Annotated in this window: 17 protein-coding genes; 9 read left to right on the top strand and 8 right to left on the bottom strand. The window is 73.6% G+C overall.

The window, feature by feature from the left end; translation table 11 throughout:
- The first annotated feature begins 67 nt into the window (after positions 1 to 67).
- Together ACFYZ8_RS01905 and ACFYZ8_RS01900 are read left to right on the top strand one after the other, a co-directional pair.
- Positions 68 to 1,414, top strand: a complete 1,347-nt coding sequence (locus ACFYZ8_RS01905; protein WP_388536600.1) for a VWA domain-containing protein — start codon at positions 68 to 70, stop codon at positions 1,412 to 1,414.
- A 38-nt stretch (positions 1,415 to 1,452) separates the two neighbouring features.
- Positions 1,453 to 3,312, top strand: a complete 1,860-nt coding sequence (locus ACFYZ8_RS01900) for an FHA domain-containing protein (protein ID WP_388536599.1) — start codon at positions 1,453 to 1,455, stop codon at positions 3,310 to 3,312.
- Between the two features lie 12 nt (positions 3,313 to 3,324).
- On the opposite strand, the gene ACFYZ8_RS01895 is transcribed toward ACFYZ8_RS01900, so the two are convergent.
- On the bottom strand, positions 3,325 to 4,305 hold the full coding sequence (locus tag ACFYZ8_RS01895; RefSeq protein ID WP_388536597.1) for a methyltransferase domain-containing protein: 981 nt from the start codon (positions 4,303 to 4,305) through the stop codon (positions 3,325 to 3,327).
- A 92-nt stretch (positions 4,306 to 4,397) separates the two neighbouring features.
- Between ACFYZ8_RS01895 and ACFYZ8_RS01890 the strand changes: the two genes are divergently transcribed.
- The 6 genes from ACFYZ8_RS01890 (at position 4,398) to ACFYZ8_RS01865 (ending at position 12,558) form a co-directional block, all read left to right on the top strand.
- The gene (locus ACFYZ8_RS01890; protein WP_359031816.1) at positions 4,398 to 4,811 is read left to right on the top strand and encodes a globin; all 414 of its coding nucleotides are present in this window, start codon (positions 4,398 to 4,400) and stop codon (positions 4,809 to 4,811) included.
- Between the two features lie 189 nt (positions 4,812 to 5,000).
- Positions 5,001 to 8,210 (top strand): FtsX-like permease family protein, encoded by a 3,210-nt coding sequence (locus ACFYZ8_RS01885; protein WP_388536595.1) that lies wholly within the window; start codon positions 5,001 to 5,003, stop codon positions 8,208 to 8,210.
- Position 8,211: 1 nt separating this feature from the next.
- Positions 8,212 to 8,421 (top strand): hypothetical protein, encoded by a 210-nt coding sequence (locus tag ACFYZ8_RS01880; protein ID WP_388536593.1) that lies wholly within the window; start codon positions 8,212 to 8,214, stop codon positions 8,419 to 8,421.
- A 1-nt stretch (position 8,422) separates the two neighbouring features.
- Positions 8,423 to 8,632 carry a hypothetical protein gene (locus tag ACFYZ8_RS01875; protein ID WP_388536591.1) on the top strand — a complete coding sequence of 70 codons (210 nt, stop codon included), beginning with the start codon at positions 8,423 to 8,425 and terminating at the stop codon, positions 8,630 to 8,632.
- Between the two features lies 1 nt (position 8,633).
- On the top strand, positions 8,634 to 11,414 hold the full coding sequence (locus tag ACFYZ8_RS01870; protein WP_389049718.1) for an FtsX-like permease family protein: 2,781 nt from the start codon (positions 8,634 to 8,636) through the stop codon (positions 11,412 to 11,414).
- 187 nt (positions 11,415 to 11,601) lie between these two features.
- Complete coding sequence (locus ACFYZ8_RS01865; protein ID WP_359031820.1) at positions 11,602 to 12,558, top strand: ABC transporter ATP-binding protein; 957 nt, start codon at positions 11,602 to 11,604, stop codon at positions 12,556 to 12,558.
- 25 nt (positions 12,559 to 12,583) lie between these two features.
- Here ACFYZ8_RS01865 and ACFYZ8_RS01860 read toward each other — a convergent pair whose 3' ends face one another.
- Genes ACFYZ8_RS01860 through ettA form a run of 3 tightly spaced genes read right to left on the bottom strand, consistent with a single transcriptional unit; the run spans position 12,584 to position 15,333 of the window.
- Positions 12,584 to 13,252, bottom strand: a complete 669-nt coding sequence (locus ACFYZ8_RS01860) for a hypothetical protein (protein ID WP_388536587.1) — start codon at positions 13,250 to 13,252, stop codon at positions 12,584 to 12,586.
- Entirely contained in the window at positions 13,249 to 13,662 is a 414-nt protein-coding gene (locus tag ACFYZ8_RS01855) for an acyl-CoA thioesterase (RefSeq protein WP_388536585.1), read from the bottom strand. Before ACFYZ8_RS01855 ends, ACFYZ8_RS01860 begins: the two co-directional genes overlap by 4 nt.
- 6 nt (positions 13,663 to 13,668) lie before the next feature.
- A complete protein-coding gene (gene ettA / locus ACFYZ8_RS01850) occupies positions 13,669 to 15,333 on the bottom strand; it encodes an energy-dependent translational throttle protein EttA (protein WP_359031823.1) in 1,665 nt (554 codons plus the stop codon).
- Positions 15,334 to 15,545: 212 nt separating this feature from the next.
- Between ettA and ACFYZ8_RS01845 the strand changes: the two genes are divergently transcribed.
- A complete protein-coding gene (locus tag ACFYZ8_RS01845) occupies positions 15,546 to 16,379 on the top strand; it encodes a hypothetical protein (protein WP_388536583.1) in 834 nt (277 codons plus the stop codon).
- Positions 16,380 to 16,456: 77 nt separating this feature from the next.
- On the opposite strand, the gene ACFYZ8_RS01840 is transcribed toward ACFYZ8_RS01845, so the two are convergent.
- From ACFYZ8_RS01840 to ACFYZ8_RS01825, 4 genes are all read right to left on the bottom strand, one after another.
- Entirely contained in the window at positions 16,457 to 16,813 is a 357-nt protein-coding gene (locus tag ACFYZ8_RS01840) for a hypothetical protein (RefSeq protein WP_388536581.1), read from the bottom strand.
- A gap of 33 nt (positions 16,814 to 16,846) precedes the next feature.
- A complete protein-coding gene (locus ACFYZ8_RS01835) occupies positions 16,847 to 18,259 on the bottom strand; it encodes a TQXA domain-containing protein (RefSeq protein ID WP_388536580.1) in 1,413 nt (470 codons plus the stop codon).
- Positions 18,260 to 18,528: 269 nt separating this feature from the next.
- Positions 18,529 to 18,990, bottom strand: a complete 462-nt coding sequence (locus ACFYZ8_RS01830) for a single-stranded DNA-binding protein (RefSeq protein ID WP_388536578.1) — start codon at positions 18,988 to 18,990, stop codon at positions 18,529 to 18,531.
- Positions 18,991 to 19,186: 196 nt separating this feature from the next.
- The gene (locus ACFYZ8_RS01825) at positions 19,187 to 21,223 is read right to left on the bottom strand and encodes a GTP-binding protein (protein WP_388536576.1); all 2,037 of its coding nucleotides are present in this window, start codon (positions 21,221 to 21,223) and stop codon (positions 19,187 to 19,189) included.
- Positions 21,224 to 21,225 lie beyond the last annotated feature (2 nt).

The raw sequence follows: 21,225 nt of genomic DNA, 5'->3' as shown, positions 1-21,225 counted from the left end.
AGGGGACCGGTCCGCGATCAGTCGTCGCCCCACGGATGTGGGGTTCGTGAGGGGGATGTGAGCAGGCATGGCCAATTTCTCGAAGCCGAACGTGCCGCAGTTCGCGATGGACGTCTACCAGAACGAGTACCTGCCCGAGGGCGGCCGCGAGGTCAACGCGATCGTCACGGTGACCGCGACCGGCGGCGGCACGATCGGCAGCGCGGTCGCGGCCCCGCACCTGTGGTCGGCGAGTCAGGGCCCGTCGGCGGCGGTCGCGCTCATGGTCGACTGCTCGGGCTCCATGGACTACCCGCCGACCAAGATGCGCAACGCCCGCGACGCCACGGCGGCGGCGATCGAAGCCCTGCGCGACGGCGTGCACTTCGCGGTGATCGGCGGCACCCATGTGGCCAAGGAGGTGTATCCGGGGGGCGGCCGTCTCGCGGTCGCCGACGCCACCACCCGCGGCCAGGCCAAGCAGGCCCTGCGCAAGCTCACCCCGGGCGGCGGTACGGCCATCGGCACCTGGCTGCGCCTCGCCGACAGCCTGCTGTCCTCGGCGGACGTCGCCATACGCCACGGCATCCTGCTCACCGACGGGCGCAACGAACACGAGGCGCCGGAGGACCTCAAGGCCTCCCTCGACGCCTGTGCCGGACGCTTCACCTGCGACGCCCGGGGCGTGGGCACCGACTGGGAAGTGAAAGAAGTCACAGGGATCGCCTCCGCCCTGCTCGGCACCGCCGACATCGTCGCCGACCCGGCAGGTCTCGCCGCCGACTTCACGCAGATGATGGAGGCGGCCATGGGCAAGGAGGTCGCCGACGTCGCCCTGAGGGTGTGGACCCCGGTGGGCACCACCATCAAGTTCGTCAAGCAGGTCGCGCCCACCGTCGAGGAGCTCACCGACCGCCGGACCGAGGCCGGTCCGCGCGCCGGGGACTACCCCACCGGCTCCTGGGGAGACGAGTCCCGTGACTACCACGTCTGCGTCGATGTCCCGGCCGCGCACATCGGCCAGGAGATGCTCGCCGCCCGCATCTCCCTGGTCGTCCCGCAGCCCGACGGCACCCCGCAGAACCTTGGCGCACAGGGTCTGGTGAAGGCCGTGTGGACCGACGACATGGTCGCCTCGACGTCGATCAACCCCCAAGTCGCCCACTACACCGGGCAGGCCGAACTGGCACAGGCCATCCAACAAGGACTCGATCTTCGCAAAGCGGGCGATATCGATGGAGCAACGGCCAAACTGGGCCGGGCCGTCCAGCTGGCGAACGACTCGGGGAACGCCGATACTGCGAAACTGCTTTCGAAGGTGGTCGACGTGGTCGACGCCACGACAGGTACTGTGCGACTGAAGGCGAAGGTCAAGGAGGCCGACGAGATGACTCTCGAAACCCGGTCGACAAAGACTGTTCGTGTAAAGAAGTGACGTCTTAGTTCCCTGATCCGAGAGGGGGAAGCGCCGACATGCCGACCTGCCCGAACGGACACCAGTCGGGTTCCGACGACTGGTGCGAGGTCTGCGGTCACCGCATGGCCGGTGCCGTACCTCCGCCCCCTCCGCCGCCGCCCGGTCCGGGTGGAGGCGGCTACGGCTTCCCGCCGCCCGGTGGTCCCGGGGGCCAGCCCGGTGGACGTCCGCACCTGTCCGCCGTACCGGAGCCCGAGCCGGAGCTCTGCCCGCAGTGCCGTACGCCCCGTGAGGGCGGTGCGCCCTTCTGCGAGGAGTGCCGGTGGAACTTCCTGACGAACACGGCGACCTCGTACACCCCGGCCGCCCCGCGCCCGCCGGGCGGCTCCGGCGGCCCGCCCTCGCACTTCCAGCAGCAGACGGGGCCCGGGCCCGGGCCGTCCTTCGGTGGCGGCGGTGACTCGTACGAGTACCAGGGCTCCCGCCCGTCCCAGGTGAACCGGCCCGCGGAACCGATCCCCTTCGGCTCGGAGCCGTCGAGCCGCTCGGGTCCGGGCGGCCCCGGCGGGCCCGGCGCGGGTCCTGGTGGCCCCGGTGGTCCTGGTGCGGGTCCCGGGGGTCCCGGGGGTCCGTCCGGCTTCCCCGGCGATCCCTCACGTCCCGGCGGCCCCGGCGGTCCCGGTCCCTCCGGTTTCCCCGGCGGACCCGGTGGTCAGGGCGGGCCCGGCCCCTCCGGATTCCCGGGCGATCCGTCGCGGCCGGGCGGTCCCGGCCCCTCCGGTCCTGGTGGCCCGCAGGGCTTCCCCGGCGACCCGTCCCGGCCCGGCGGCCCCGGTCCTTCCGGTTTCCCCGGTGGCCCAGGTGGCCAGGGTGGCCCCGGCCCCTCCGGTTTCCCGGGTGACCCCTCCCGTCCCGGCGGCCCCGGTGGTCCTGGAGGTCCCAACGGCCCCGGTGGTCCCGGCAACCCCGGCCCCGGCGGCTACGGCTACCCGCAGCCCGGCTCCACCCAGGCCCCGCCCGGTCCGCCCGGTTCCTCCGGTCGCGGCGGCCCCGGCCCCCAGGGCTTCGGCGGCAGCCCCACACAGCCCGGCCCCGGCGGACCCGGTGGCCCGCAGGGCTTCCCCGGCGACCCGTCCCGGCCCGGCCAGGGCGGCGGCCCCGGCGGTCCGCCGAACTTCGGTGCGGACCCCTCCCGCCCGGTCCCGCCGCCTCCGGGTCCGACCCCGCCCGCAGGGCCTGGTTCCACCAGCGGCGCCCCGCAGGGCTTCCAGGCGCAGGGCGCTTCGGCCCCGCCCGCCTTCCCTCAGGAGACCAACCGTCAGCAGCCGGGCAATCCGCCCTTCGGCGGCGGCGGTGCCGACGACTGGGTCATCTCCCCGCCGTCGTCCAACGCCCCCGGCGGTCCCGGCGGTCCCGGTGGACAGGGCGGTCCCGGCGGCTACGGCTACCCGCAGCCCGGCTCCACCCAGGCCCCGCCCGCGCCCCCCGGCCCGTCCTTCCCGCAGCAGCCGGCGACCTGGACCGCGACCATCGGCCCGGACCGCGACTACTTCATGGCGATGATGCAGCGCTCGGGCCCCGAGGCCGCGGGCCTGAACCTGCCCGCGTACTCCCCCGAGCAGCAGCGCACGCTCACCGGCAACCAGGTCACCATCGGCCGCCGCCGGCACTCCACCGGCGACACCCCCGACGTCGACCTGTCGGTGCCGCCGGAGGACCCGGGCGTCTCGCACCAGCACGCGGTGCTGGTGCAGCAGCCGGACGGCTCCTGGGCGGTCGTCGACCAGAACTCGACGAACGGCACCACGGTCAACGGCGCCGAGGAGCCCATCACGCCGTTCGTGCCGGTGCCGCTCCAGGACGGCGACCGGGTGCACGTCGGCGCCTGGACGACGATCACGATCCGCCGCGGCTGACGTACGGCCACGTCACCGGAGGGGCCAGGTGTACGGTCCCTCCGGTGAGTCCAGCCACGCCCACTCCCGCTCTCCCGCGACCGTGATGCCGTACCGCTCGCGAGACGGCTGCCCCTCGCGCTCCCACAGCGCGTACGCCTCCCGCGGTTCGAGGCTGCCGCGGCTCAGGACCAGCAGGAAGCGGAACAGTTCGCTCTCGCGGGCGGGGCGCGGGATCCCGTCCAGGTGCGCGGGCTCCGTGTCCGGCCGGCCGGTACCGCGCAACGGCACGAAGTAGGCGGGCGTGTGCAGGAAGCGCCCCTCGGCGTGCCCGGCGTCCCGCACGGTCAGGGCGATCAGACCGGTGGCGAGCGGGCTCAGGATGCGCGCGCCGGGGCGGCACTGGGCGAGCCAGGCGGTCGGGACCGATGCCAGGGTGCAGGTGGCGATAATCCGGTCGAAGGGGGCGCGTTCGGGCACCCCGCGGGCGCCGTCTCCGGTGACGACGACGGGGTGGTACCCGGCGGCGGCCAGATGACTGCGCGCCGCCTCGGTGATCTCCGGCTCCAGGTCGACGGTGGTGACCTGGTCGTCGCCGAGCCGGTGCGCGAGCAGGGCCGCGTTGTAGCCGGTGCCGGCGCCGATCTCCAGGACGCGGTCGCCGTCCCGTACCCGCAGTTCGGCCAGCATCATCGCCATCAGCGAGGGCTGGCTGCTGGAGGAGAGCAGTTCGCCGTCGCGCAGCCGGGTGGCCAGCGGGGCGTCGGCGTAGGCCCCGCGGATCCACTTCTCCCGGGTGCGCGGGTCCGGGCTCTCGCCCCAGCGCCGCTCGTAGCCGCCCACGACGCCGACGTAGTAGTACGGCACGAACAGATGCCGGGGCACCGCCTCGAAGGCCTCCCGCCACCCCGGGTCGGCGGTCCAGGCCCCGCTCGCGTCGATCCGCCGCACCAGCGCGGCCCGCGCCGAGGCGGCGAGTGCGGCGAGGTCCCTGTCGAGAGCGTGCGCGCCCATGTCTCCACTCTGCACCCTGAGCACGGGAGGTGGAGGTCCTGAGAGCACGGGAGGTCCTAAGCCTTGAGTCCTGGTCCACCCCGTCTGAGACCATGGTTGACGTGAAAGAGATCCGGCGCGGCACGCTTCAGACGCAGACCTTCTACGAGCAGGTCGGCGGGGAGGAGACCTTCCGCCGCCTCGTCCACCGTTTCTACCAGGGGGTGGCCGAGGACCCGGTCCTGCGGCCCATGTACCCCGAGGAGGACCTCGGGCCTGCCGAGGAGCGCCTCGCGCTGTTCCTGATGCAGTACTGGGGCGGCCCCACGACGTACAGCGACAACCGCGGCCATCCCCGGCTGCGTATGCGCCACGCCCCCTTCACCGTCGATCGCGCGGCGCACGACGCGTGGCTGCGGCACATGCGGGACGCCGTCGACGAACTCGGCCTGTCCGAGGAGCACGAGACGCAGCTGTGGAACTACCTGACGTACGCCGCCGCTTCGATGGTGAACACCGCCGGCTGATCACCGTCGGCTGATCACCACCGGCTGACTGCCCCTCATTGAGTGCCGGATTCCGGTCGCGCGGCGCCGGATTCCGGTCACGATCCGGTCAAGTCCGGGCTACAAGCGCTTACCCGCGACCATCCCCTCTGACATCCTCGCCGGAGATCACACGACACGGCGGGGGGCCGGGTGACGGGGTTCGGGGGGATGGCACGTCTGGTGTTCCTGCGGGCGCGGGCGCACCGGCTGCTGCTCGCCGCCGCGCTGCTGACGGTCCTGCTCACCACGGCGGTCCTCACGACCCTGACCGCCTACTCCGGCGCGATCGGTGACGCGGCCCTGCGCCACGCCCTCAAGGACCCTCGCAGCGCCGCCGACACCGCACTGGTCGTCAAGGCGGACGTGGCCGGGGAACACCGTACGGCCGCCGACACCGCCGTACGCACCGTGGCGCGGCAGGCCTTCGACGGGCTGCCGGTGACCGTGCGGACGCTGCTCAGGTCCGGCCCCTACGCGCTGCCGCGGTCGCTCCAGCCCGCGGCGCAGCGGTCCGGGGACCCGGATCTGACGCACTTCGCGGCGCTGGACCGCAGCCGGGTGCGGCTGGTCGAGGGGCGGCTGCCGCGCACGGCGGACGGGTTCGTCGAGGTGGCGCTCCCGCAGGCCGCCGCCCGCGCCCTGCACCTGGTCCCCGGCGCCCGCCTCACCCTCTCCGACCGGCTGCGCGGCCCGGCCGTGCGGGTCACGGTGACCGGCCTGTACCGGCCCCTCCGCGCGGACGACCCGTACTGGCTCCTCGACGAGCTGCACGGGCGGGGCATCAACAAGCTCGACTTCACGACGTACGGCCCCCTGCTCGCCGATCCCGGCGTGCTGGCCGACGGGACGGTGAGCGCCGGGGCGTCGGGCTGGCTGGCGTCGGCCGACTTCACGACGGTGACGACCGCGCGGTCGGACGCGTTGCGGAAGTCGGCCGTCGCGGCGAACGCGGCTCTGCGCAAGGAGTCCTCCCTCGGCGGCGCCACGACCGCGTCCACCTCGCTGCCCGAGGTCCTCGACCGCACCGACCGCTCCCTGCTCGTCTCCCGCTCGACCCTGCTGATCGTCGCCCTGCAACTGGTGCTCCTCGCGGGCTGCGCCCTGCTGCTGGTGGCCGGGCTGCTGAGCAGTGAGCGCACGGGCGAGAGCCGGCTGCTGCTGGCGCGCGGCGCCTCCCGTGCCCGGATCGCGGGCCTCGCCGCCCTGGAGGGGGTCCTGCTCGCGGCGCCCGCGCTGCTGTGCGCGCCGCTGCTGGCGGGCCCGCTGACGCGCACGCTGGCCGGGCGGGGACCGCTGGCCCGGATCGGACTGCACCTGGAGGTGCCCTCGGCCGGGCGGCCCGGAGTGTGGCTGGTGGCGGGGGTGGTGGCACTCGGGTGCGCGCTGGCGGTGACGCTGCCCGCGCTGACCTCCTCGTTCGCGCGCGGCCGGGCCCGGGCGCTGCCCGGTGCGGTGCGCGCGGGGGCGGACATCGGGCTGCTGGCGGTGGCCGCGGTGGCGTACTTCCAGCTCAGCCGCCAGACCTCCGGTGCCGTGTCCGACGACGCCTCCGGCACGCTGGGCGTGGATCCGCTGCTGGTGGCGGCCCCGGCGCTCGCGCTGCTGGCCGGAACCGTCCTGACGCTGCGGCTGCTGCCGCTTCTGGCCCGGCTCGCCGAACGCCGGGCGACCGGCGGGCGCGGGCTGTCCGCGGCCCTGGCGGGCTGGCAGATCGCCCGCCGCCCGATGCGCGGGGCGGGCCCGGTGCTGCTGCTGGTCCTCGCGATGGCGCTGGGCATGCTGGCGATCGGGCAGGGCGCCTCCTGGGACCGTTCGCAGTCCGACCAGGCCGACTTCCGGGCCGGCGCGCCGGTGCGGGTGCTGGTCTCCGGGGACGCGGGGCTCGGCCGCACCGAGCAGTACGCGGGCGTCGCGGGCGTACGGCGGACCGCCCCCGCCGCCCGCTCCGAACTGCCGCTGTCCGGCGGCCGGGAGGCGACGGTGCTGGCGTTGGACACCTCCCGCGCCTCGATGCTGATCCGCCCCGACCTGCACTCGGGACCGTTCCTCCGGGGGCTCGCCCCCAAGGGGTCGACCGCGGGCGTGCAGGTGCCCGCGGACACGGCCCGGCTGCGGCTGACGGCGGCTCTCAGCGGCTCGTTCTCGAGTACGACCGCGCCGGTCACCCTCACCCTGGTGGACCGCTACGACACCCCCTACCGGATCCCGGCCGGCCAACTCCCCGCCGACGGCCGCCCGCACGCGCTGGACGTCTCCGTGTCGGGTGGTCCGCTGACCCTCACCGCCCTGGACGTGGTCGTGTCCGTCCCGGGCGGCAGGGCCGAACAACAGCGCTTCATCGTCACCGAGTTGACGGCCACGGGCGCCGACGGGGCGGCACGGCGGCTGCGGTTGCCGACCGACTGGACGGCCGGCTCGCGGAGCGACGGGCTCGGTGCGACGTCGGACCCCCGGACCAAACCCACCCCACCGCGCCTGAGTTCGGGACCGGGGCGGCTGAGCGTGGACTACGGCACCGGGTTCGTCCCGGGGGACGACGACACCTGGAGCTCGGCAGTGCTGACGGTGCGGTTGGAGGCCCCGCAGCCGCCGGCGTCCGGGGTCACGGGCGTCGCCACGGACCGCTTCCTCACCTCGTCGGGCGCGGCCCTCGGGGACAGCCTCGACGTGCCGCTGGACGGCGGCACGGTGTCGGTGCGGATCGTGCGCTCGCTACGGGAGTTGCCCACCGTCTCGGACAGCGGCGGGGCCCTGCTGATCGATCTGCGGTCCGTGAACCGCGAGCTCCAGGACGAGTCCGGCACCGGTGTGGAACCGAACGAGTGGTGGCTGTCGACGGCGCCGGGCGCGTCGGACACGGTCGCGGCAGCCCTTCGGGCCCGGCCCGACATGGACCCCGCGCAGGTCGTGGTGCGGGACGAACTCGCCGAGCAGTTGCGCGACGACCCGTTCGGCGCGGGCCCCGAGGCCGCGTTCGCCGCGGCGGCCGCGGTGGCGGCGGCACTGGCCGCGGTCGGGTTCGCGGTGAGCGCGGCGGGGTCACTGCGGGAGCGCGGCGCGGAGTTCGCCGTCCTGCGTGCCCTGGGGGCCCCGCGGCGACGGCTGGCCCGCGCGGTCGCCGCGGAACAAGGCGTCCTGGTGGTGCTGGCGCTGCTGGTGGGCGCGCTGCTGGGCGCGGCGTTGACCCAGGCTGTGGTCCCGCTGATCGTGCTGACCGACGAGGCGACGAAACCGGTCCCGCAGGTCCTGGTCCGGCTCCCGCTGTCGCAGGCGGCCGCACTGCTGGCGGCGGTGGCCCTCGCCCCACTCCTGGTCACGGCGGCCCAGGCCCTGCGGCGAGCCGACCCGGCACGGGCACTGCGCGAAGGAGGCGAGTGAGGTGAGACGTCCCCTCACGCACCACGAGAAGACCACCGGAACCCCCCGGCTGACCGCACCCTGGATCCGCACCCGACTGCGGACCTCGCCCGGCGCCGCAATCTGGCCGGCCCCGCCGACGACGCTCACCCTCGCCCCGCTCCCGGTCACAGCGGCCCTGACCCTGCGGCGAGCCGACCCGGCACGGGCACCGCGCGAAGGAGGCGAGTGAGGTGAGACCTCCCCTCACGCACCACGAGAAGACCACCGGAACCCCCCGGCTGACCGCACCCTGGATCCGCACCCGACTGCGAACCTCGCCCGGCGCCGCAATCTGGCCGGCCCCGCCGACGACGCTCACCCTCGCCCCACTCCCGGTCACAGCGGCCCTGACCCTGCGGCGAGCCGACCCGGCACGGGCACTGCGCGAAGGAGGCGAGTGAGGTGAGACGTCCCCTCACGCACCACGAGAAGACCACCGGAACCCCCCGGCTGACCGCACCCTGGATCCGCACCCGACTGCGGACCTCGCCCGGGGCCGCGTTCTGGCTGGCGCTGCTGGTCGCGCTGACGGCGTGTCTCGCGGGCGCGTTCCCGCGGGCGGTGGACCGCTACGAGGACGCCGGGCTGCGCGGGGCCGCCGAACGGGCCCGCCCCGACCGGACCAGCGTCGAGGTGTACGCCCCGCAGCCGTCCATGATGCTGACGCCGAGCGCGCGCGAGGACGTCCTGCGGCCCGACACGCTGGCCCGGCAGTACGCCAAGGTCCGCGCCCAGGTCCCGCGCGCCCTCCCCCTCGACCCGGGCCAGTCGACGTACGGGGTGCGCAACACGGTGAACCTCGAGGCACCGGATCCGTGGCTGCCGAGGCCGACCGGCAAGCCCGCGCAGGTGACGCTGATCGCCCAGGCGGGACTCGGCGCCCACGCCTCGGTCACCCGGGGACGTCTGCCGCGTGCGGGAGACCACGTGACCGCCTCCGCATCCGAGCTGGAGGCCGCGGTCGCCGTCGAGACCGCCAAGTCCCTCCACATCAAGGTCGGTTCGGTGATCCACGTGTCCGTCGTCGGCGGCACCCTCCCGATCCGCGTCACGGGCATCGTCACCCCGCGCGTCCCGAAGGGCGCCTACTGGTCCACCCACCCCATTCTGCGCAGCCCGTCCCTGGTCCGCGAACCCACGCCGTCCACCGACATGCACTGGCTCGGCGCCCTGCTCATCGCGCCCGAGGCGGCCCCGGTCCTGCTGGGCACCCTCGGAATGCCCGAGCCCTACTGGCAGTTGGCGCCCTCGGCGCAGGCGCTGCGGGCCCGCGACACCCCGGCCCTGCTGTCCGCGCTCGCCTCCCTGGAGGCCGGCCCGGCCCTGCAAAAGCTGCGCCTGTCGATCGACGGCCCGGTGACCGAGCTGACGGCGAACGAGGGGCAGACCGAGGTCCTCACCGACCTGGACGGAGTCCTCCTCGACTACGACCGGTTCCGCGAGAGCGTCGCCCCGCTCGTCGCGGTCGCCGCGTTCGGCACCGGCACGGTCGCCGTCGTCGTGCTGCTGATGGCGGGCGGCCTCACCGCCGACCGCCGCCGCACCGAACTCGCCCTGCTGCGCGCCCGCGGCGCCTCGATGCGGGGCCTCGCGGCCCGTCTCCTCGCCGAGACGGCGGTCGTGGCCGTCCCGGCGGGCGCTCTGGGACTCGCCGCCGCGCTGCTCGCGGTCCCCGAGGGCCGCTTCCGGTACGCGCTCGCGGCCGCCGCGGCGGTCACCGCCGTCACCTGCGCGGCCCTCCCCCTCCGTGCCGCCGCCGCGCACCGCGTGGTCCGCGTCCACACCGGCCGCGAGGACGTCTCCTCCGTACGGCCGTCCCGGCGCCGTACGGTCGCCGAACTGACGTTGCTGGTGCTGGCGGTGGGGGCGGTGGCCTCACTGCGCCGGCGTGGCACGTCGGGCGGCTCCGACGACCTCGTGTCGCTGGCACCGGTGCTGGTGGGAGTGATCGCCGCCCTGGTCCTGGTCCGCCTGTACCCGCTTCCGCTGCGGGGTCTGGCCCGCCCGGCCGCCCGTCTGCGCGGTGCCCTGGCCCATCTGTCGCTGGCCCGCGCGGGCCGCACCTCGGCCTCCGCCGTGCTGCCCCTGCTCGCCCTGCTGACCGCCCTGACCACGGCGGCCTTCGGCGGCTCCGTCCTCGCCGGTGTGCGGGAGGCACGCGACCACGCGGCCCTCCTCTCGGTCGGCGCCGACGCCCGCGTGGAGACGGCGGCGCCGCTCCCGTCGGCTCTGCCGGACCGGCTGCGCCGCGCACCGGGGGTGAGCGACCTGTCCGCGGTGAGCGTCACCTACGACGCGAAGACGCAGAACGGCGCACGGTCGGTGACACTGGCCGGGGTGAACCCCCCGGACTACGCGGCGCTGTCGACGCGGACGGGGATCGGGGTCTTCACAGCGGCCCGGTTGCGGGAAAGGGCCACCGGAGGCACGACCCCGGCGCTGGCCTCCACGGCGACCGCGCAGACGTACGGCACCCGCCCCTTCCCCGTCCTCCTCCCGGACGGCACTTCGCTCACCGTCCGCATCACCGCCGTCCTCGACCGCACGCCCGCGGTGACGGGCTCGGACTTCCTGATCGTGGACCGCGAGGCTCTGAGCCCGGCGGCGGCCCGGCCGACCGCGCTGCTGCTGACGGGGACGAACCTGGACGGGACCGCGCTGCGCGAGGCGGCCCCCAGGACGGCAGCGGTGCGCCTGAGGTCCGAGGAACGGAAACGCTACGTCGACTCCCCCCTGCAGACCGGCGCCGAAGGCGTCTACGCGACGGCGGTGGCGGCCGGCACGGGCTACGCGGTCCTGGCCCTCCTGCTGTCCCTGCTGCGCACGGCCCCGGAACGCACGGCCCTGCTGGCCCGCCTGCGCACCATGGGCCTGACCCGGGCGGCAGGCCGCCGCCTGCTGATCCTGGAGTCCCTGCCCCAGGCGGTCCTGGCGGCCCTGGGAGGCACCCTCACGGGCTGGGCCACGATCCACCTCCTGTCCCCCGGCATCGACCTGACCGCCGTCGCCCTCCCCTCGACCGAACCCGCTTCCGTCGCAGCGGAGTTGCGCACGGACGCCCTGTCCCTGGCGATACCGGCGGCGGCCGTGCTGCTGCTGGCGGTGGGGACGGGGGTCGGGCAGGCCTGGTGGTCGGGGAGACGCGGATCGGTACGGGAGCTGAGAGCGGGGGACGCGAGATGAGCGACTTCGTCGCCCTCGGCAGCAGCCGGTCGGGCCGCCGGAGCGCCTCCCGACCCGCCCGGAGCACCTCCCGACCCGCCCGGAGCGCCTCCCGACCCGACCGAGGCGCCTCCCGACCCGCCCGGACCGGCACCCGCCCGACGGCACCACGCGGCCCATCGACAGGCGCCCCCACAGGAGACGGCCAGTGACCACGAACCCCACCCTCACCGACCTCGCCCACAAGGCGAACGAGTCCCGCTCCCGCCCCACCTACGGCCACGACGCCCTGATCACCTGCGACCGGCTCGTCCGCATCTTCACCACGGACGGCGTGGAGGTGCAGGCCCTCCAGGGCCTCGACCTCCTCGTCCGCGAGGGCGAACTCCTCGCGCTGGTGGGCGCGTCCGGCAGCGGCAAGTCCACCCTCATGAACATCCTCGCGGGCCTGGACACCCCCACCGCGGGCGCCGCGCGCGTCGCGGGTCACGATCTGCTGACCATGACCGCGAAGGACCGCCTGGCCTACCGCCGCAAGACGGTCGGCTTCGTCTGGCAGCAGACCTCCCGCAACCTCCTCCCCTACCTCACCGCGGCGCAGAACATCACCCTGCCCATCCAGCTCGCCGGTTCCCGGACGGCCCGCCGCGCCCAGACCGAACGCGCCCTGGAACTGCTGGAGTTGCTGGAGGTGGCCGACTGCCGCAACCGCCGCCCGCACCAGATGTCGGGCGGTCAGCAGCAACGCGTGGCGATAGCGGTCGCGTTGGCCAACAGCCCCGCGGTCCTCCTGGCCGACGAGCCGACCGGCGAACTCGACTCCCACACCGCTGAGCAGATCTTCGCCGCGTTCCGCACCGCCAACGAACAGCTCGGCACGACGATCGTCATCGTCACCCACGACCAGGCAGTGGCGGGAGAGGTCCGCCGCGCGGTGGCCATCAGGGACGGCCGTACCGCCACGGAGGTGCTGCGCCGCAGCGAGGTGGACGCGACGACCGGCCACGAGACCCTGGTGGCGAGGGAGTACGCGATGCTCGACCGCGCGGGCCGCCTCCAGCTCCCGAAGGAGTACACGGAGGCCCTGGGCATGCGCGACAGGGTGGCGCTGGAACTGGAGCCGGACCACATCGGAGTGTGGCCGGACGACAGCGACCGGGACTGACGGCGGCCGCCGCCGTTCGGGCGCCTCAGCGCACGCTGACGCCGAGCATCCCAAGTCCCCCTTGCCGTACGGCGATCGAGCCGTACGGCGTACGCAGCCGCAGCCACGCCCCCGACGAGAGGAGCGCCAACTCCCCACCGGGCCGCAGGAATCCCAGCGACTGGGCCGCGTGCACGGCCCGCACGGGCAGCCGCGTCCCCCCGACCGTCCGGGACCAGATCTCCCGCCCGATCCGGTCGAGTTCGGCCCGCGTACGCTCCTCGGGCGCCAACTCCTCGGTACGGGCCCGGAATTCGGCGACCCCGGAGTGGACGAGCGCCCGCAGCGCCTGCGGCTCGGGCAGCCCCGTCACCGCCTGCCATCCGCCCCGCGGCGGCAGCACCCCGGCCCACGGCGGCCCGGTCACCGCCTCCGGCACGACCGCCGTACCGGCGGCCTCGTCGACGGACTCCAGCAACTCCCCCGCGGAGACGGTGACATCGAGCGTGACGTCGAGCCCGTTCTCGTACGGCTTCGCGAGCCGCACCGCCCGGATCGCCAGCACTTCGAAGGACGGCGGGCGGCCGAAGACGGCGAGCGCGGTGCCGGTGCCCTGGAGGCGCACCGCGGCGGAGCGGTCGTAGTGGAGCAGCCGGGAGAGGAAGGCGGCGAGATCCGCGGCCTCCCCCTCGTCGGCGAGGTGGAGCACCGTCATGCGGCGACGGCCTCGTCCTTCTCGTCGTCCCGGTACCCCTCCAGGAACTCCCGTTCCTCAGCGGTGATCCGGCGCGGCCGCTGCGCCTCGAAGTCGAACGGCACGACCACCGTCGAGGCCCGCACGTAGACCAGGTCGTCGTCCTTCACCTCGTAGGTGATGGTGAAGGACGCCGCCCTGATCTGCGAGACCCACAGCTCGATGTCGACCGGGTGGTGCCGGTGCACGAGCTGCCGCTTGTAGTCGATCTCGTGGCGCGCCACCACGGACCCCTGCTTGAAGTCCTTCTCCGGCCGGAAGAGGAAGTCGATCCGGGCTTCCTCCAGGTAGCGGACGAAGACGGCATTGTTGACATGACCGTAGGCGTCCATGTCGGACCAGCGCAGCGGGCAGCGGTAGAGGTGACGCAAGACCGATCAGCCCCGGGTCAGCTTCTTGTAGGTGGCGCGGTGCGGACGCGCCGCGTCCGGGCCGAGCCGCTCGATCTTGTTCTTCTCGTACGACTCGAAGTTGCCCTCGAACCAGAACCACTTGGACTCGCCCTCGTAGGCGAGGATGTGCGTGGCCACCCGGTCCAGGAACCACCGGTCGTGGGAGACGACCACGGCCGCGCCCGGGAACTCCAGCAGCGCGTTCTCCAGGGAACCAAGGGTCTCGACGTCCAGGTCGTTCGTCGGCTCGTCGAGGAGCAGCAGGTTGCCGCCCTGCTTGAGGGTGAGCGCGAGGTTCAGGCGGTTGCGCTCACCGCCGGAGAGCACACCGGCGGGCTTCTGCTGGTCGGGGCCCTTGAAGCCGAAGGCCGAGACATAGGCCCGGCTCGGCATCTCGACCTGGCCGACGTTGATGTAGTCGAGCTCGTCGGAGACGACCGCCCACAGCGTCTTCTTCGGGTCGATGTTCGCGCGGCTCTGGTCGACGTAGGAGATCTTGACGGTGTCGCCGACCTTGATGGTGCCGGAGTCCGGCTCCTCAAGCCCCTGGATCATCTTGAACAGGGTGGTCTTGCCGGCGCCGTTGGGGCCGATGACGCCCACGATGCCGTTGCGCGGCAGCGTGAAGCTGAGGTCGTCGATCAGGACCTTGTCGCCGAAGCCCTTGGTGAGGTTGTTGACCTCGACGACGATGCTGCCGAGCCGCGGGCCCGGCGGGATCTGGATCTCCTCGAAGTCCAGCTTCCGCATCTTGTCGGCCTCGGCCGCCATCTCCTCGTACCGCGCGAGACGGGCCTTGGACTTGGCCTGACGCCCCTTGGCGTTGGACCGCACCCACTCCAGCTCTTCCTTGAGCCGCTTGGCACGCTTGGCGTCCTTCGCGCCCTCGACCTTGAGACGGGTCTGCTTGGTCTCCAGGTACTTGGAGTAGTTGCCCTCGTAGCCGTGCAGACGGCCGCGGTCGACCTCGCAGATCCAGCCGGCGACGTTGTCCAGGAAGTACCGGTCGTGGGTCACGGCGACGATGGTGCCGTCGTACTTGGCGAGGTGCTGCTCCAGCCAGTTCACCGACTCGGCGTCGAGGTGGTTGGTGGGCTCGTCGAGAAGCAGCAGGTCAGGCGCTTCGAGCAGCAGCTTGCACAGCGCCACGCGGCGGCGCTCACCACCGGAGAGGTTGGTGACGGCCCAGTCGCCGGGCGGGCACCCGAGCGCGTCCATGGCCTGCTCCAGCTGGGCGTCGAGGTCCCACGCGTTGGCGTGGTCGAGCTCCTCCTGGAGCTTGCCCATCTCGTCGAGGAGCGCGTCCGAGTAGTCGGTCGCCATCAGTTCGGCGATCTCGTTGAACCGGTCGAGCTTGCCCTTGACCTCGGAGACGCCCTCCTGGACGTTCTCCAGGACCGTCTTCTCCTCGTTCAGCGGCGGCTCCTGCAGCAGGATCCCGACGGTGTACCCCGGCGACAGGAAGGCATCGCCGTTCGACGGCTGCTCGAGGCCCGCCATGATCTTCAGAATGGTCGACTTACCGGCACCGTTCGGGCCGACCACACCGATCTTCGCGCCAGGCAGGAAGTTCAGCGAGACGTCGTCAAGGATGACCTTGTCGCCGATTGCCTTGCGCGTCTTGCGCATGGTGTAGATGTACTCAGCCAAGAGAAACCGTCCGGCAGCTTGAAATCTGGCAGTGGGCAGATACACCCCATCTTGCCTGAGGTCCACCCTCGGGTGGTAACCCGTTTGGGCGGGCGGCTGTGACCTGGGGGTTTCACGACCGGTGACGGTTGCTCTCCCGTCACCGGGGAGCGCGAGCCATGACCTGGACGAACACACCTCTTTCCGATCACCGTCAGGGATAGCCTGACAACATGCCGGACACCTCAGCCGCCCAAGACTCCTCGGCCGATCCCGGCCTCCACCGCCTCTCCCCCCGCGACGAGTCCCGTGTCGCCCTCGCACTCACGCTGCGCCAGCTCGCCGACGCCGTGCTCGACGCCGTGCCCGTCGACCCGGAGGCCGAGCCCGGGGAGCTGCTGCGTACCGCGCTGAAGCTCCAGCGCCGGACGGAGGACGTGGTGCGGGAGGCCGTGGTCGCCGAGCGGGAGCGGGGAACCACCTGGGCCGAGATCGGGGAGGTCGCCGGCGTCACCCGGCAGTCCGCCCACGAGAAGTGGTACGGCGATGTGCACGCCTGGGCGGCCATCGGCCGCAGCGCCCTGCCACCGCACCTGAGGACACTCGAGGTGGCGGCCGAGGCCGACGCCCGGTACGCGAGGCTGCGCCCCGACCGGCCGCACGCGGTCACCTCGGGGCTGGACGCCGTCCGCTTCCCCGGCTCGCACGCCTACGAGGCCAGCCTTCGGGTCCGCGGCTCCGCCCTGCACACCCGGCGCACCAAGCTGGACGCGCGGGCCACGAAGCTCAACGAGGCCTACAGCGCGCTGCACGCGCACGGCCCTGCCAACTCACCCCTCGGCGACGATCCCCACGCCCTGGACACCCACCGCGGACACGCGGACGCCGTACGCGCCAACCGGCTCGCCATCGCGGCCGTCCACAACGAGATCGCCGCCGTCTACGACCAGCTCGTCACCGCCGAGCCGTCCCTCGCCGAGGAACACCGCACCCAGTCCGACTGGCACCGCAACGCCTCCGAACAGGCCCGCAGCTACGCCGACCTCCTCAACGGCCCGGAGCGCTAGGTTCCGTCCGCCCGGGGCCGCAGCACGTCTCGCTGCACGGCGCTCGTCGACTCGCGGGCCGGATGCGGCAGGGCTCTCTAGTCGTCCGCCCCGCCCCGCACCGCCAGCATCACAGCGGCGCCCACGGCCACCGCCCCCGCCGACGCCATCACCCCACGGGACGTCCGCCACGACAGCACCGACCACTTCGACTGCGCCGACAGCAGTGACCCTGTGCTCAGCCAGGAGCCCGCCGAGATCAGGGACAGGGCCGAGCCGATGGAGCCGACGGACAGGGCGCTGCCGATCGAGCCGACCGACAGGGCGGACCCCACGGAGCCGATGGACAGGACCGAGCCCACCGAGCCGATCGACAGCACCGAGTCCTGTGACCACAGGGACAGCACCGAGTCCGAGGAGGTGTGACGCGCCGGTGATGCGGAGGGCTTGGTCATGACGTCATTGTGCCCGTCACCGGCGCGCCGCGGTCAGTCCTGCGCCCGGTTCTGCTTCCGGCCCGTGAGGACCAGGAAGGCGCCCCCGACCACCACCAGGGCGATGGCGGTACCGGCGATCAGCGGCGTGGTGGCGGAGCCGCCGGTCTCGGCGAGGTTGACGTCGGTGGTGGGGACGGCCACCGTGGCGGGGCTGGGCTCACTGAGGGTCTGGGTCGTGGCGCCCGTCTCGCTGCTGCGGGTGCGGCAGTCGAGGACGCCGGTGAAGCGCTCGGCCAGACCGTCGGGGCCGGTGATCGTGAAGTCGTACGCCTGGTCCTCCTGCAGCGGCACCGTCACCGTGCGGGTCTCGCCCGCCGCGATGGCGTACTCCGTGCCCATCAGCTCGAACGCGAACTCCTGATCGCCCTGGTTGACCGCTGTGATGTCCAGACCGTTCCCGGCGCAGTTCCGGGCGGCGGAGAGGGCCGGTACGGCACCCTCCTTCGCCCACGTCGCGCTCGCCGTGGCCGAGACCGTCGACTCGCTGGAACCGGCGAGGATCTGGGTCTGGCTCCGGCTCTCGGAGGCGAACGCGCGCCCGACCGGCACCGTGGTCGAGGCCTGCACGGTGAGGTCGGCCGAGCCCGCCGCCGCGTCCTCGGGGACGTCGAAGTAGAGCTCGCTGCCGTTGCCCGCCGAGGTGACCGGCCTGCCGTCCTTGCCGACGATCCGCACACCGCTCGTGGCCGCGTCCGCCGGCGGTGCCACCGTGGCGCCGGCCGCGTTGGTGTGCACCGTCACCGGGCCCAGCAGTTCGCCGGGGTGGCCGGAGACCGCGGGCGGGTCGAGCGTCAGCGACGCCGCCGGCTCCACCGCGTCACGGGCGCTCTTCTCCAGGTAGTCCGCGAGCTTCTCGGCCTGCGGGTCGGCGGCGTCGACGTCCGCGTCGTCCGAGTAGCGCCAGATCGCCACCTGGGTGCCCGCCGCCGCGTCCTGCTCGGTCAGGCCCGCGGTGATCCCGGCCTTGGCGGCGAGTGCCGCGAGATCGTTGACCTGGGGATAGGAGTTCTCCAGGATCCAGCGGATCTTGCCCGCGTCCTTGTTGGTCCCGAGCGAGGTGCCGCTCCAGTCGGTCTCGTGGTACTTGGCGTCCTTCTGCGTGGGGTTGTAGAGGTCCACGCAGTACGTCTGGAGGGTTCCGCCGCCGTCGACGGACATCTCGAACAGCCCGGCGGGCACCTGGAGATCACCGTCGGTTTCGTGTATCACCGCGTCACCGTAGGTCTTCAGGCCCCCTATGGTGGCGGTCGCGCCTCTCTGGTTCTGCGCCGCCTCGTCCGCCGACGCCGTGCCGGCGACGGCCACCGTCGCACCCGCGGCGAGCAGGCCGGAGACGAACGTGACGGCCGCGAGGCGAGCCGCCCCCCGACCGCGCACGGACAGCGCAGAGAACGCAGAAAACACGGAATTCCCCTTCGAACAGGACCCGTTGACGAGCGGGGTGGCGGTCCCACCAGCAGAATCAGTAACCCCGGGAGCTGTGTTGGGCATCCTAGGGACGCGGCCGCCCCGCTCTTCCCGGGGATGCGGTCGGAAGATCGATCCGACTCGGAATCGTTATCGCCAGGGCCTTTCACCCGCATGGCTTATCGACAAGTCGACCGGAAGCATCCGGAACGCATGCGTCGATAAGCCGCGCTTCGGTCAGACCCGCTGACGGGCCTCGACTGACGTCACGTCACCGCGACGGCCTCCTGCCGGTCCGCGGCCTCGCCCGCCGGTGTCTCCCAGGCCGGCTCCGGCTGCGCGGACGCCCCCGCGACGGTGTTCTCCGCCCGCTGGGTGCGCCGGAACGCCGAGGTGCCGCGCGCGAGATCGTGGCCGATCGCCACCGCGTCGATGTCGGCCGAGGTCCAGGCCGGCTGGCCCTCGCGCACCTCCGAACGCACCTTCAGCCGGCCATGGACGACCACGGGATCACCCACGTTGATGGACCCCGACACGTTGGTGGCGAGCTGGCGATTGGCCCACACCGTGAAGAAGTTGGTGTGCCCGTCCGTCCATTCGTTCTTCTCGCGGTCCAGATACCGCGCGGTCGCCGCCAGCCGGAACCGCACCGACGCGCCCGTCGCCAACTCCCGGTACACCGGCTGTGTCGCCACGTTGCCCACCGCGCAGATCATCGTCTCGTTCATCGCTGGAACCCCTCCCGGACATGCCTACGGGCCCGTCCCGTACGGCTGCTGCTGTCTGCGTGCCGACCGCGTCACCGCGATCGCCGCGAAGCCAGACTGCCTCCGCCGGGCCGAGCCCGCTGCACCCTGTGGACCGTCCCCGGGTTGTGGAAAACTCCGCCACCCGAACGAGGGAACGCGCCCGCGGGCCCGCCCTTCACCCCACCCCGACGACCCTGCCGTACTGCTCCCGGACCTCCCGGTACCGCAGCAGCTCCGCCGCCACCGGATCCAGCACCCGCGCCCGCCCGCACCCGGACGCCGCCTCCCGCAGCCGCCGTTCCGCCTCCACGCCGTAGCGTCGCGCCGGGCCTCGCGCCGCCATCCGGCAGCTCCATTCGACGAGCGGGCCGCCGATGATGCCGGCCACCATCAGCAGCACCGGAACCCCCAGGTTCGGCGCCATGACCCCGACGATCTGGCCCACCAGCCACAGCCCGCCCACGACTTGAAGCAGCGTCATGGACGCCTGCGCCAGCACGGCCACCGGCCACCAGCCCGGGCGCGGCGGCCGGCCCGGTGGCAGCCCGGCCCGGGCCGTCAGCTCGTCCAGCGCCTCGGGCAGCCCCTGGGAGCCGCGCACGGCCGCCTGGCGCACCGCCTGCGCCCACGGCGCGGGCAGTCCCGCCGAGGCCCGGTCGGCGAGCGTCCGTACGGCGTGTTCGACACGCTGCCGCGCGGTCGCCTCCTCGTCGGGCTGGGCGCGCAACGGCAGCCGCCCCGTGGGAGGTTCGCGCCGGTCCTGGTACCAGCGCCACAGCCGCAGCCAGGGCGTCCCGCACGCGCGGTTGGCGTTGCGCAGCCAGGCGCGCTCGGCAGCCTCGCCCGCCGCGGTGGCGCCGACCGCGTCCGCGAGCCGGGCGGCGAAGTCGTCGCGCGCCTCCTCGCTGAGCCCGGTGCGCCGGCCCGTCGCGTAGACGGGCCGCAGCCGCCACGCCGCCGCGTCCACGTCGGCGGCGATCCGCCGCGCGGGAGCTCCGCGCTCCGCCACGAACTGGCCGAGCGCCTCCCGCAGTTCACCGATGCCGTCCCCGGTGAGCGCGGACAGCGCGAGGACGGTCGCGCCCGGTTCGCCGTACTCGCCGAGGGCGATCCCGTCCTCGTCGAGCAGCCGCCGCAGATCGTCGAGGACCTGCTCGGCGGCTTCCCCGGGCAGCCGGTCGATCTGGTTGAGGACGACGAACATGACCTCGGCGTGGCCCGCCATGGGCCGCAGATAGCGCTCGTGCAGGATCGCGTCGGCGTACTTCTCGGGGTCGACGACCCAGATGACGGCGTCGACGAGCGCCAGGATCCGGTCCACCTGCTCGCGGTGCTGGACGGCGGCCGAGTCGTGGTCGGGCAGGTCGACCAGGACGAGCCCGCGCAACTGGGCCTCCGACTCGGCGCTCTGCAGCGGGCGCCGACGCAGCCGGGGCGGGATGCCGAGCCGCTCGATGAGGCTCGCCGAACCGTCGCTCCAACTGCACGCGATCGGCGCGGCGGTGGTGGGACGGCGTACCCCCGTCTCCGAGATGGCCACCCCGGCGAGCGTGTTGAACAGCTGCGACTTGCCGCTGCCCGTCGCTCCGGCGATGGCGACGACGGTGTGCTGTCCGGAGAGCCTGCGCCGGGCGGCCGCCTCGTCGAGGACCTGGCCGGCCTCGGCGAGCGTCCGGCTGTCGAGGCGGGTCCGCGAGAGCCCGATCAGCTCCCGCAGCGCGTCCAGACGGGAGCGCAGGGGGCCGTCGTAGGCGAGCGGGGCGGCGGGTGGGGCGTTGTGGCCACGGGCCTCCACGACGGCGGCCTGTTGCTCGCGTTCGCGCTCGCGCTCGCGCTCGCTCTCGGCGGTGACCCGCCGCGCGATGAGCCCGTCGTCCCAGGCACCCGCGGAGCCGGCGTCGTCGGACCCTTCCGGAGTCTCCACGGCCTCTCTGCGCCTGCGGCCGCCCTCCTCGCGCGCGTGCCCGGCACCGCCCTCCGAGCCCCCCGCGTCCTCCCCGCTCCCCACGCGCGCGTGCCCGTCCTTGCCGCCCGACCCCATTTCACCCGACTCCACTTCACCCGAGTCCACTTCACCCGAGTCCACTTCACCGGATTCACCCGAGTCCGGGTCGCTCCCCGACTGAGGCTCCTCGACCGCCCCCTCCCCGTCCTCCTCCGATACGGCGTCCCCCGCCCGCTCCGTGTGGTCCTGATCCGTGACGGCGGTCATCG

Origin of the sequence: Streptomyces sp. NPDC001668, from assembly GCF_042893155.1 — a bacterium.
In the GTDB taxonomy this organism is placed as follows: domain Bacteria; phylum Actinomycetota; class Actinomycetes; order Streptomycetales; family Streptomycetaceae; genus Streptomyces.
Note: the sequence above shows the minus strand (reverse complement) of the source record. Positions and strands in the feature narration are given on the sequence as shown.

Bases quoted from the DNA above. Each gene is read 5' to 3' on its own strand.
- ACFYZ8_RS01905 (WP_388536600.1), top strand. From the start codon at position 68: ATGGCCAATTTCTCGAAGCCGAACGTGCCGCAGTTCGCGATGGACGTC.
- ACFYZ8_RS01900 (WP_388536599.1), top strand. From the start codon at position 1,453: ATGCCGACCTGCCCGAACGGACACCAGTCGGGTTCCGACGACTGGTGC.
- ACFYZ8_RS01895 (WP_388536597.1), bottom strand. From the start codon at position 4,305: ATGGGCGCGCACGCTCTCGACAGGGACCTCGCCGCACTCGCCGCCTCG.
- ACFYZ8_RS01890 (WP_359031816.1), top strand. From the start codon at position 4,398: ATGGTTGACGTGAAAGAGATCCGGCGCGGCACGCTTCAGACGCAGACC.
- ACFYZ8_RS01885 (WP_388536595.1), top strand. From the start codon at position 5,001: ATGGCACGTCTGGTGTTCCTGCGGGCGCGGGCGCACCGGCTGCTGCTC.
- ACFYZ8_RS01860 (WP_388536587.1), bottom strand. From the start codon at position 13,252: ATGACGGTGCTCCACCTCGCCGACGAGGGGGAGGCCGCGGATCTCGCC.
- ACFYZ8_RS01845 (WP_388536583.1), top strand. From the start codon at position 15,546: ATGCCGGACACCTCAGCCGCCCAAGACTCCTCGGCCGATCCCGGCCTC.
- ACFYZ8_RS01840 (WP_388536581.1), bottom strand. From the start codon at position 16,813: ATGACCAAGCCCTCCGCATCACCGGCGCGTCACACCTCCTCGGACTCG.
- ACFYZ8_RS01830 (WP_388536578.1), bottom strand. From the start codon at position 18,990: ATGAACGAGACGATGATCTGCGCGGTGGGCAACGTGGCGACACAGCCG.
- ACFYZ8_RS01825 (WP_388536576.1), bottom strand. From the start codon at position 21,223: ATGACCGCCGTCACGGATCAGGACCACACGGAGCGGGCGGGGGACGCC.